This is a genomic window from Flavobacterium sp. ACAM 123, from assembly GCF_000264055.1.
In the GTDB taxonomy this organism is placed as follows: domain Bacteria; phylum Bacteroidota; class Bacteroidia; order Flavobacteriales; family Flavobacteriaceae; genus Flavobacterium.
The window spans coordinates 1-9,346 of record NZ_AJXL01000123.1; the positions used below are offsets into that span (position 1 = coordinate 1).

Here is a 9,346-nt window from a genome sequence, read left to right on the forward strand (position 1 = left end):
GTTTTTTATGGGTTTTAGTGCATTGCATCTGCGGGATTGATTTTATTTTTTCCTCTTTTGATGAAGAATATAATTGGGATACAACAGAGAAATAGAATACCCAGATACATGAAAATATCCATATACGATAAAACAGTACTTTGTTTCATGACAGAATAATCAATTGCCTGATATGCTTTTTTCATGGATTCATTAGCAGTAAATCCTTTTGACATAAAACCTTTTTGCAATAGCTGAAGTCGCTGTTGCACTTCAAATTTACTTCCATCTAAATGTGCAATCAAATCTACGCGGTGTTTCTGAGTAAATCGTGTGATAAAAGTAGTAATGATGGCGATACCAAAAGAACCTCCCAATTGTCTCATCATACCTGTAAATGCGGCTCCTTCACCAATATTTTTTCCTGATAAAGTGGATAGCGATAGGGTAGTAATAGGGACGAAAAGCAACCCTAAACCAACTCCTCTTAAAATTAATGCCCAATACATATGTTCTTCACCTGTGTCCGGTGTCATGTTGTTGTGCATCATTAAGGTAAATAAAAAGAAAACTAAAAAACCCACACCAATCATGTATCCTTGTGGCACTCCTCTTTGAATTAATTTGCCAATAATAGGCATCATAAAAGCAGTAGTTATCGAGCCAGGGATTAACAATAAACCAGCATCAGTGGCAGTCCATCCTAAAATGGATTGCGTATATATAGGTATTATTAACGTAGAACCATACAAACCGAAACCGAGAATGAAAGCCATTAGAGTACCAATTCTCAGATTTCCGTCTTTGAGAACGCTTAAATTTACGATGGGATATTTATAGGTTAATTGTCGCCAGATGAAAAGTATAAATCCAAAGACGGAAACAGCACTTAATAAAAAAATTAGTTTGTTATTAAACCAGTCGTCCTGCTGTCCATGTTCCAGTACGAATTGTAATGAGCCAATAAAGGACGCCAGAAGAATTATTCCCATCCAATCAACTTGGTTTGACTTCAATTTTTCTCCATATTTTGGACTTCTTACAAAGCTCAGGGTCAAAAGAGTCGCAATAATACCTAAAGGAATATTGATGTAAAAAATGTAAGGCCAAGAAAAATGATCCACAAGATATCCACCTAGTGGCGGACCTAGCGTGGGACCTACAATTACACCCATCCCATAAATAGCTTGCGCCATTCCTCTTTTTGCAATAGGATAACTCTCGGTGATAATCGTTTGTGCCGTTACTAATAAAGCGCCTCCCCCAAGACCTTGAATAAATCGGAAGGTCACTAACTCCCATATATTGGTAGCATTACCGCATAAAAAAGAAGCAACGGTAAAGATAATTATCGAAACAGCAAAGTAATTTCGTCTTCCAAATTGCTGTGAAAGCCAACTAGTCATTGGGATTACAATCACATTTGCGATAGCATATGCAGTAATTACCCAAGCAACATCCGTCAATGTAGCTCCAAGGCTTCCTCTCATGTTTGTTAGCGCCACATTGACAATAGTGGTATCTACAATTTCCAGTAAAGCACATAGCACTGCCGTTATTGTAATGATAACCCGTCTAAAGCCGTATTCGACTAAATCGTCGTCTCCTTGTCCTATTACCATTTTATTTTATATGTACGTCTACATCCACATTCATTCCTGGACGTAATAATTTTATTTTTTCAATGTCATTTTTTGCGTCAATAGTAATTTTTACGGGTAAACGCTGAACTGTTTTTACAAAATTACCAGTCGCGTTGTCTGGAGGTAAAATAGAAAAGCGCGATCCGGTTGCAGGAGAAAAGGAAGTAACAGTTCCATTAAAATCATAGTCTGGGTATGCATCTACTTTAATGGTCACTTTTTGACCGGTCACCATTTTATTTAGTTGTGTTTCTTTAAAATTGGCTACGACCCAAGCTTCATTGTTGTTGATGATATAAAAAAGAGATTGTCCCGGTTGAACTAATTGTCCCGGTTGAATATCAATTTTAGAAACTTGTCCGTCAATTGCGGCAGTAATTGCCGTATAGCTTAAATTCAAAACTGCGGAGTCAAGCAACGCTTGAGCTCTTTTGATATTGGCATCAGCTACATCAGTTTGTTTGTCAGTGGCTTTTGATTTAGCTACAACAACTGATTTTTGAAAAGCACTGGCTTTTTTCTGCTGTTGTAAAATACGTACTTGATTTTCTGCTTCTAACTTTGCCGATAAAGCTTGTTCATATTGCTGTTTGGTAATTGTATGGCTTTTATATAAATTGTTATATCGGTCGTAATCATTGCTTACACGGTCTAATCTAATTTTAGCAGTTTCAATATTTCCGCCAGCTGATTGCACGTTGGCTTCTGATACTGAAATACTGGCCAAAATACTACCGATATCCGCTTTTGTAATTTCTAAATTTCCTTCCGCTGCTGCGAGGTTCGCTGTTGCTTCATCAATTTTTAATTGGTAATCTTTTTTGTCGATTGTAAATAAAGTATCTCCTTTTTTTACAAAATCATTGTCTTTGATGAAAACTTTACTGACATATCCAGATACTCTAGGAATAATTGGATTCATGTTTTTCTCAACCTGTGCATCATCAGTTCCTTCGTGAGAAAGGGAGTGAATATACTTATAGCTTCCATAAGTAACACCTAGTAATACTAATGAACTGATTATAATGATAAATTTGGTATTGGTCTTTTTCTTAGTCATTTTAGGTGTCGATTATATTTTTGAAAGATTGAAAGTTTGGTTTAATTGCCCGCTTACAGAAAGCAATTCGTAGTATTTTTGGATAACATTAGCCCTTGCGAGTGTTTTATTGATATTGGAGCCTAGCTGCTCCACATCAGCCTCAAGAAGATCATTTGTATCAGATAAACCGTTATCGTATTTATCTTTTATAATTCTGTAATTTTCTGAAGCCTGTTCCACCGCCTGGTTGTAAACTACATCTTGTTTTAAAGCCAAATCATAATCCTCAATGGCTTTTTGTACCTGGATTTTGATGTCATCAGTAAGCATCATTTCTGAATTTTGTATTTCAAGTGCTTTGCTTTCTGCTATCTTAACATTGCTGCCGTTTTTTAGAATACCGCTTAAATCATAAGATATGCCAACACCGATGTTTATGGCATTTTGCACGGTGATTATATTTTGTAAATTTAATGCGGTATAACCGCCGATGATCGAAATGGAGGGGTAGTATCCACTTCTCGCAATTTGAACATTAGCTAAGCTTGCTTTTTCTTGCAAGCGAATAGATTCTAGGTCTTTACGGTTTTCCAAAGCCAGTTCATCATTGGTTGGAATAGTACTAGCTTGGAAGTCGGCAAAATCACTTTCTTTGATTTCTAATTTTGTTTTGGAATCCATTTTTAATAGGCTGACAAGCTCAATATTTACAATATTTAAATCACTAATTGCTCGGTCTAAGGACAGCTGTAATTTTGAAACTTGAAGTTGTGCTTTTAACAAATCATTTCGTGGAATGATTCCGTTTTTTTCCAGTTGCAGGAAATCAGTAACTCGTTGCTGTGCGCTTTTTTGATTTTCTTTTAAAAGTTCCACTGTTTGCTGTGCTTTATACAAACTAGCATAGTAATTAACGACCATCATTGCTACTTCTTCTTTAGTTTGCAAGGCAGCGGCTGTTTCAGCTTGATGCATGTTGTCATAGGCTTTAATGCTGTTTTGAATTTTAAAACCCGCAAATATGGGTAGGCTTGCGTTTACCTGTCCCAACATTAATTGATTTACGATAGGTAGTGGCTCAGCAGTTGCGCTATTATTTTTATTGATTTTTAAATCAATGGAGGCATTTGTCAAGCGTTGGTATTGTCCTGAAACTTTTAAATCAGGATACCTGTTGTTCTTAACCGACTCTAATTCATGTTTTTTGGTATCTACTTTAGTATTTGCCAAAGAAACCTCGTTGCTTTTGGCCCAAGCTAAGTGTATGGCTTCGTCGAGCGTTAAACTCGTTTTTTCTTGTGCTTCTATGGATGAAATTCCGAGGAAGAATATCCCAAACAGTATGAGTTGACTAACTTTCATATATTAGAAGTGCTTTTATGGTTTGTTGAATGTGTTTTGTCAGGTTGACTTGTATGTAGTTGTTGTATGAATCTTCAGTATTGATGTTTAATAAATCCATGAAATACTCTTTATTCATGTGAAAATGAAAAAAAGTACCTAGAATTGTCGGAGTCAATAGCGGAATCGAAATGTCTTTTCTAAAAACTCCCTTATTCTGACCTTCGGAGATGATGGCTTCAAGAGATTTTAAGTTGCTTTTTCGCAACTCATAAAAGGATTTAATATTTAATTCCTTTTTCTTGGTTGCCATTTCAAAATGGAGAATTCTAAAAATTCCTTTGTTGGAGTTAATCCTATTGATATAAATTTCAATTAGTTTATTAATTTTATCTATGGGATCTAGATCTTCCACTAACAAATTTTCTATTTGAATCTTTAAATCTTTGGTTCTGTAAAAAATGAGTGATTCTAATAAGCGTTCTTTAGAACCAAAGTAATAAGAAACCATAGCGATGTTAATCTTCGCCACTTTCGCTATGTTTCGAATAGAAGTTCCGTCAAATCCTTTCTCGGCAAATAAGGTTTCTGCCACTAAGAGAATTTGAGTTTGTTTTTCGTTAAAATCAGTATTGCTAGACATAACTTTTTATTACACTGTAAAATTAAACAACCGTTTAAATTAAACACGCGTTTAATTTTATATTTAACAAAATATTAACAAAGCTATAGGCAGTCTTTTTTATCGGGTAAGAAGTTCTTATTCGTTCGTGATCTTTTAATTGCGGGGAGAAGAATAAAGCTGGTATTACAATCTGATTTTTTCTTTTTCTATGTTCATTCCAGAATCCATTTATAATACCCTTTATTCGTGGTTTAGGGCTAGTTCTATTTAAAACATTGGCAATAAAAAAGATACGTTGTCGATTCAAAATTGTGGATATCTATTTTATGAATATCCCATTTTTTTTTCTTTTAAAATCTATCTTTGACATTCTAAAAAATAAAGAGATGAGCACAACTTGGTATGAATGCAAAATAAAGTACAGAAAAACAGATGAAACTGGAGGACAAAAGATTACGACAGAGCCCTATTTGGTCGATGCTTTGTCTTACACCGAAGCCGAAAGTAGAATTAATGAAGAGATGTCTGCTTACATCAGTGAAGAGTTTAAAATCACGAATATAAAAGTGGCCAATTATGCAGAGATTCATCCTTTTGAAAATTGTGATCGTTGGTTTAAATCAAAAATTTCTTTATTGGCGTATGACGAAGAGAGTGGTAAAGAACGTAAGACCAGTATGTATTTTTTAGTGCAGGCAAACGATGTAAAAGAAGCTTTTGATAATACAACGGGTATCATGAATGGTACTATGGGCGAGTATAACATACCAGCCATTTCGGAATCCCCCATTATGGATGTTTTTCCTTATTTCTCTGGAGAAGAAGAAGACTTAGAAAAAATAGAAAAGTTTAATGCTTTAAAGGCTGCTAGACCTGAAATTGTAGCAGACGCTGAAGATACTATGGAATTTGTCGTTGAAGAGGAAACGGCGTCTTAAGAATTCGTATTAAAACAAAAAACCACAAATTTGCAAATCAGTAAATCCTAAATGGGTTAATTAATTTGCGAATTTGCGGTTAATAGTATGTTGCAAGTAGACGGGATCTAAGCGCAAATCCAAGCTGTCATACAATTATAGAATCTTTTTTTTATTTTAGTTAAGTGCGGTTTCGAACGTAGTGCAATCGGTGGTAGATTTTAAACTATTCGGTTCAATTCTGTTTTGTAAAAGGAATCCATTCGAAGATAAACCCGATGCCAACAGCGCAGAAAAAACTTAGGGGAACACCTATTTTACGATGATCAACTACAAATGAAGTGGCTATTCGAATAACAATAAGTCGCCCCTGATCGTCTGCAATCTATTCAGTTTTGTCATATTATCAACTTTAAAGTGATTTACTTTAGAATTTATTTTTCGTTTTTTTGTCGAATAGTCAAAAACATTGCTAAAATCACAAAGCTACTTGAAATAATTCTTAACCAAAATCCATTATCCCCTTTTTCAATCGTAAAAATATTGACCACTATTAAAACGAAACTCATAAAAATAATTATGATTGCTATTTTTTTTATCATACGTTTTTTTAGACTCTCTATTTGGTTCTTTCGACAAAACAAGCACTCAAGAATTCTTTTTGTGGATTTTACAAAAAAATACCGCAAATTTGCAGATTGCATAGTCCTAAAAGGAGTAGATAATTTGCAAATGTACGGCTAATGTAAAATCGTTGTCAATCAATATGTAGTCAGTTCTTTTATCGAATCGCTTTCACATAATCTGCAATTTTAGCTGTTCCATTTTCGGTTAAGTCCTGGATAAAAGCACTGCCTATAATAGCTCCTTTGGCAAATTGTGTCGCTTGATTAAACGTTTCTTTGTTATTAATCCCAAAACCAATCACCTGCGGACTTTTTAGATTCATGTCGGAGATGCGCTTGAAATACGCTTCTTGTGTACTTCCAAAACCAGATTGCGAACCTGTGACACTGGCTGAACTCACCATATAGATGAATCCGTTAGAGACACTGTCTATAAAATTAATGCGTTCAACTGAAGTTTGCGGTGTAATCAACAGTACGTTGATGAGTCCGTATTTTTCAAAAGTTTCTTTGTATTCATCGGCATAAACATCAACCGGAAGATCAGGGATGATTAATCCGTCGATCCCGATTTCAGCACATTTCTTGCAGAAATCCTCTACGCCGTATTGTAACATCGGGTTAAAGTAACCCATGATTATTAACGGAATCGACACTGATTTCCTAACGTCTTTTAGTTGGTCGAACAACACTTGCGTATTCATCCCGTTGTGCAAGGCTTGAGTGGAGCTGGCTTGTATTGTAGGTCCGTCAGCTAATGGATCACTAAACGGCAATCCAATTTCGATCATGTCTACGCCATTTTTTTCCAAATCCTGAATGATTTGTACGGTATCGTTTAGGTTAGGATATCCGGCAGAAAAGTAGATGGAAAGTATTTTGTCGTCTTCCTGTAATTTTTGATTTATTCTGTTCATTTTTATTTTTTTATCAGATGGTACATCTGTTTGCAGCCTGTTTTTAATTTGTCTATAACTTTGCGCTATAAGCCCATACCATTTGCTTGGATTTTAATGGGACTTGGATGCGGCTGTAGGAGTTGCCTTCATAGGTGTCAGAAAGTTGCAGCTCTTCAAAGGTTAGTTCATAGACTATCCCTTCAATGCAGTCTGAATCATCTTCGGTAGGAGTGATAATGGGATAGTTTTCCAGTCCAAATTCTTCCTCAATTTCTATTCTCTTTACTTCGTATCGTAATAATTTTTCTGGAACCCCTTGCAGGATTCGTCCAAAAACAGTTTTTTGTACTTCTTCTTCCCTTAAGGAACCGTATGCAAATAAATTTTCCATTTTTTTGTATTTATGATTTTAATTTAAATCAGAGTTCCTCGTTTTAGATTGCGTTAGGGATGGAAGCGGGATCTCCCGATCAAGAAAACAAGGCTATTGCCGTAGTTTTGTGTATCGGGAATATAGCGTACTGCCCGCCATTCTGCCCTGAAACTTTTTTCAGGGCAGAAGGGAACGCCCTAAAAAAAAATCAGTATTTGCAATAAAAATAACTCAGGAAAAACCTAATCTATAATTTAAAGTAGTCAATATACGTATTTAAATCTTTGTCGCCACGTCCTGACAGATTAATCACTACAATATCCTCTGGTTTGAATTTCATTTCGTCCAGAACGGCAAAAGCGTGAGCAGTTTCAATTGCTGGAATGATACCTTCCATTTTAGAAAGTTTTAATCCCCACTGCATCGCTTGTTCATCTGTAATCGAGATAAACTGTGCTCTTCCCGTTGCGTAGAGATTAGCATGCATAGGTCCCACACCTGGGTAATCTAAGCCTGCCGAAATAGAATACGGTTCGGTAATCTGTCCATCCGTAGATTGCATCAATAAGGTCTTGGCACCATGAATAACGCCTACTTTCCCCAGCACCGATGTAGCTGCGCTTTCCCCAGAATCTACACCTAAACCAGCTGCTTCGACTGCTATGATGTTTACTTCTTCGTTATCGAGATAATGATAATACGTACCGGCGGCATTGCTTCCGCCACCTACGCAAGCGATTAGATAATCTGGATTTTCTGTTCCTTCTTTTTCTAGTAATTGTGTTTTTATTTCTTCAGAAACCACGCTTTGAAAACGAGCTACCATATCAGGGTAGGGATGTGGTCCTACTACAGAACCAATGATGTAATAGGTGTCTATTGGATTGTTGATCCAGTCACGAATAGCCTCGTTTGTGGCATCTTTTAAGGTTTTAGATCCTGAAAGTGCCGGACGGACTTCTGCACCTAGCATTTTCATACGCGCTACATTTGGCGCTTGACGTTTGATATCAACTTCGCCCATATATACGATGCACTCTAATCCCATCAAAGCACATACAGTTGCTGTTGCAACACCATGTTGTCCAGCGCCAGTTTCGGCAATAATACGAGTTTTCCCCAAACGTTTAGCAAGTAAAATCTGTCCAATTGTGTTGTTAATTTTATGTGCACCAGTATGGCATAAATCTTCTCTTTTTAGATAGATTTTTGTGTTGTATTCTTTGGACAAGCGCTCTGCAAAATAAAGTGGGGTAGGGCGTCCTACATACTCTTTTAAAAGAGAATCAAACTCAGCTTGAAAGCTTGGCTCTGCGGTGATTTTTAAATAATTTTGGCGTAATTCTTCAACATTTGGATATAACATTTCAGGAATGTATGCTCCTCCAAATTCACCATAATAACCTTTTTCGTTTACGTGATAGCTCATTTTTTTTGTTTTATTGTAGGGACGATTCGCGAATTATCCTTACGTTATTGATATTTTTTAATCCTGCTTTTATTTCAAATTTACTATTTACATCTAATGCGTAAACAGGTAATTTCGTTTTTGTAATTTCTTTTACTGCTTCTAATTCTTCTAGTCCTATACCACCACTTAGAAAAAACGGCTTTATCGATGGATAATTTTTCAATACTTTCCAATCGAAAGTTGTTCCGTTTCCTCCTGGTAACTTTCCTTTGGTATCAAAAAGGAAATAATCGCAAACAGCTTCGAATGCCGCTAAAACGCTAAAGTCAAATTCATCTTTTATAGAAAAGACTTTTATAATTTCAATATCGTTTGGCAGCTGGTTGCGCAATGTTTCACAAAAGTCAACTGATTCTTTTCCGTGCAATTGAACGGCCTGTAAATCGTGTTGCAAGATTTTTTCGGCAATAATAGCTGCTGTTTCATTTAC

At 35.9% G+C, this 9,346-nt stretch carries 9 protein-coding genes; 1 reads left to right on the top strand and 8 read right to left on the bottom strand.

Annotated features, from left to right (window positions below; translation table 11 throughout):
- Positions 1-14 precede the first annotated feature (14 nt).
- From A3SG_RS0115985 to A3SG_RS0116000, 4 genes are read right to left on the bottom strand one after another with little or no spacing between them, the layout of a single operon-like run.
- The gene (locus tag A3SG_RS0115985; RefSeq protein ID WP_016991012.1) at positions 15-1,601 is read right to left on the bottom strand and encodes an MDR family MFS transporter; all 1,587 of its coding nucleotides are present in this window, start codon (positions 1,599-1,601) and stop codon (positions 15-17) included.
- Between the two features lies 1 nt (position 1,602).
- On the bottom strand, positions 1,603-2,682 hold the full coding sequence (locus A3SG_RS0115990) for an HlyD family secretion protein (protein WP_016991013.1): 1,080 nt from the start codon (positions 2,680-2,682) through the stop codon (positions 1,603-1,605).
- Between the two features lie 12 nt (positions 2,683-2,694).
- The gene (locus A3SG_RS0115995) at positions 2,695-4,026 is read right to left on the bottom strand and encodes a TolC family protein (protein ID WP_016991014.1); all 1,332 of its coding nucleotides are present in this window, start codon (positions 4,024-4,026) and stop codon (positions 2,695-2,697) included.
- Positions 4,016-4,648: a TetR/AcrR family transcriptional regulator gene (locus tag A3SG_RS0116000; RefSeq protein ID WP_016991015.1), complete on the bottom strand. Its 633-nt coding sequence runs from the start codon at positions 4,646-4,648 to the stop codon at positions 4,016-4,018. The genes A3SG_RS0115995 and A3SG_RS0116000 overlap by 11 nt, the downstream gene beginning before the upstream one ends.
- A 368-nt stretch (positions 4,649-5,016) precedes the next feature.
- Here A3SG_RS0116000 and A3SG_RS0116005 point away from each other — a divergent pair, with 368 nt between their 5' ends.
- A complete protein-coding gene (locus A3SG_RS0116005) occupies positions 5,017-5,568 on the top strand; it encodes a DUF4494 domain-containing protein (RefSeq protein WP_035664344.1) in 552 nt (183 codons plus the stop codon).
- A 760-nt stretch (positions 5,569-6,328) separates the two neighbouring features.
- Here the strand turns inward: A3SG_RS0116005 and trpA are convergent.
- From trpA to A3SG_RS0116035, 4 genes are all read right to left on the bottom strand, one after another.
- Complete coding sequence (trpA, locus tag A3SG_RS0116015; RefSeq protein ID WP_016991018.1) at positions 6,329-7,090, bottom strand: tryptophan synthase subunit alpha; 762 nt, start codon at positions 7,088-7,090, stop codon at positions 6,329-6,331.
- A gap of 52 nt (positions 7,091-7,142) precedes the next feature.
- Complete coding sequence (locus tag A3SG_RS0116020) at positions 7,143-7,463, bottom strand: gamma-glutamylcyclotransferase family protein (protein WP_016991019.1); 321 nt, start codon at positions 7,461-7,463, stop codon at positions 7,143-7,145.
- A 229-nt stretch (positions 7,464-7,692) separates the two neighbouring features.
- Positions 7,693-8,874 carry a tryptophan synthase subunit beta gene (trpB, locus tag A3SG_RS0116030; RefSeq protein WP_016991021.1) on the bottom strand — a complete coding sequence of 394 codons (1,182 nt, stop codon included), beginning with the start codon at positions 8,872-8,874 and terminating at the stop codon, positions 7,693-7,695.
- A gap of 10 nt (positions 8,875-8,884) precedes the next feature.
- On the bottom strand, positions 8,885-9,346 hold a 462-nt coding region (locus A3SG_RS0116035), incomplete at its 5' end, for a phosphoribosylanthranilate isomerase (protein ID WP_016991022.1).

Excerpts from the sequence above, each read along its gene's own strand:
- A3SG_RS0115985 (WP_016991012.1), bottom strand. The coding sequence starts at position 1,601 with ATGGTAATAGGACAAGGAGACGACGATTTAGTCGAATACGGCTTTAGA.
- A3SG_RS0115990 (WP_016991013.1), bottom strand. The coding sequence starts at position 2,682 with ATGACTAAGAAAAAGACCAATACCAAATTTATCATTATAATCAGTTCA.
- A3SG_RS0115995 (WP_016991014.1), bottom strand. The coding sequence starts at position 4,026 with ATGAAAGTTAGTCAACTCATACTGTTTGGGATATTCTTCCTCGGAATT.
- A3SG_RS0116000 (WP_016991015.1), bottom strand. The coding sequence starts at position 4,648 with ATGTCTAGCAATACTGATTTTAACGAAAAACAAACTCAAATTCTCTTA.
- A3SG_RS0116005 (WP_035664344.1), top strand. The coding sequence starts at position 5,017 with ATGAGCACAACTTGGTATGAATGCAAAATAAAGTACAGAAAAACAGAT.
- trpA (WP_016991018.1), bottom strand. The coding sequence starts at position 7,090 with ATGAACAGAATAAATCAAAAATTACAGGAAGACGACAAAATACTTTCC.
- A3SG_RS0116020 (WP_016991019.1), bottom strand. The coding sequence starts at position 7,463 with ATGGAAAATTTATTTGCATACGGTTCCTTAAGGGAAGAAGAAGTACAA.
- trpB (WP_016991021.1), bottom strand. The coding sequence starts at position 8,874 with ATGAGCTATCACGTAAACGAAAAAGGTTATTATGGTGAATTTGGAGGA.